The 1,587-nt window shown below is 58.6% G+C and carries 2 protein-coding genes; one reads left to right on the top strand and one right to left on the bottom strand.

What is annotated here, in order from left to right; all coding sequences use genetic code 11:
* On the bottom strand, window positions 1-554 hold a 554-nt coding region (locus ACXRVY_RS28215), incomplete at its 3' end, for an RrF2 family transcriptional regulator (protein ID WP_458238857.1).
* Window positions 555-866: 312 nt separating this feature from the next.
* Here ACXRVY_RS28215 and ACXRVY_RS28210 point away from each other — a divergent pair.
* On the top strand, window positions 867-1,587 hold a 721-nt coding region (locus ACXRVY_RS28210), incomplete at its 3' end, for an NAD(P)/FAD-dependent oxidoreductase (RefSeq protein WP_458238856.1).

Below are 1,587 nucleotides of genomic sequence, written 5' to 3'. Positions count from 1 at the left end.
GAAAGATTGGTTGTCGGGATGATCTGCTCGCTGGCCTGAGCGCCACTTTTGCGTTCCCGACGTTCGTTCATCCAGCTTTCCACTTTTACGCCGAATTCCGGCGGGGCTTTGCGCCCGAATTTCCTGGCAATGTCCAGGATGGTTTGTTGGGCGAGGGCCTCTTCCATGCGTTTTTGCGCAACCATCATCGCACCATGGATCGCACACATTCCGTCCAATGCCCATTCAGGCGGTGCGCCGTCAAACACTGCGCAACGGCCACGGATCTCCCGGCAATCGAAAATCGATTTGCGACCGTCGATGGCGTTGACGATATCCAGCAAGGTGATTTCGTCAGCGGGGCGGGCCAGCTTGAAGCCACCGCGCACGCCTTCGGTGGCGACCACCAGTCTGGCCTTGGCCAGTTTGGTGAAGATTTTCGCCAGATAGTCCTGGGGGACACCTTGCAGATCGGCAAGGTCGCGCACGCTCGCCTCGCGCGAGTCGCCGCCATTACCCACCAGAAAAAGCAGGCAGTGGATGCCGTATTCGACACCCGCGCTGTAAAGAGACATGCAGATCTCCGACTGAATTAGTCGCAAATTTTAGCAGCCGAAAGCAAGTCAGGCAACGAATCCCTCCTCGTTCAATCTTTTTTCATGACAGCTAACGCATCTTCTGATGCGCTGAATACATGGGGTTCAGCTCAGGGATCAGGTTTTTCGATGGTGATCCTCGGTAAAAACCTGTTGCAGGTTTTAACTAGGATCAATACAGTCGTAGTTGTTGGGTCGCAGCGGCAGGCGCTTATCCGGGTACAACCCGACGGCGATCCTTGAACCCCTCAACGATTTTCAACACATGGTCATTCCCCCCAGGAGTCAAAAATGAAGCAGCACATTCTGGTAATCGGCGCAGGTTTCGGTGGCATGTGGACCGCTTTGAGTGCCACCCGCCTGTTCGACATTCACGGCCACAACGACGTTGAAGTGACCGTGCTGGCTCCCCAGGCCGAGCTGCGTGTGCGTCCGCGCTTCTACGAGCCGAACGCCCACCAACTGGCCGCGCCGATTGGCGACCTGTTCGATGCCGTAGGGGTCAAGTTCATCAAGGGCGCGGCGCAGACCATCGACGTCGGGCAAAAACAGGTCGGCTATGTCGATGCCACAGGTGCCCGACAAGTCTGCAGCTACGACAAACTCGTTCTGGCCACCGGCAGCCGCCTGGCTTCGCCGAACACGCCGGGCGTGGCCGAACATGCCTTCGACGTCGATCAGATCGAACAGGCCGTGCGTCTGGAAAACCACCTCAAGGCGCTGGCCAATCAGCCCGACAGCAAGGCGCGCAACACGGTGGTGGTGGCCGGTGGCGGTTTCACCGGGATCGAAACGGCGACTGAAATGCCGAGCCGCCTGCGGGCCATCCTCGGCGACCGTGCCGACATCAATGTGATCATCGTTGACCGCGGTGACAAAGTTGGCGGTTCGATGGGTGAGGAAATCGCCGAATCGATCGTCGAGGCCAGCCTGGCAACCGGCGTGCAATGGCACTTGAAAGCCTCGGTTGTGTCGGTCGATGCCAACGGCGTGACCCTGTCCGACGGTGCTC

The organism is Pseudomonas sp. P5_A2_2 (assembly GCF_054177685.1).
This window is presented reverse-complemented; position numbering and strand designations above follow the sequence as displayed.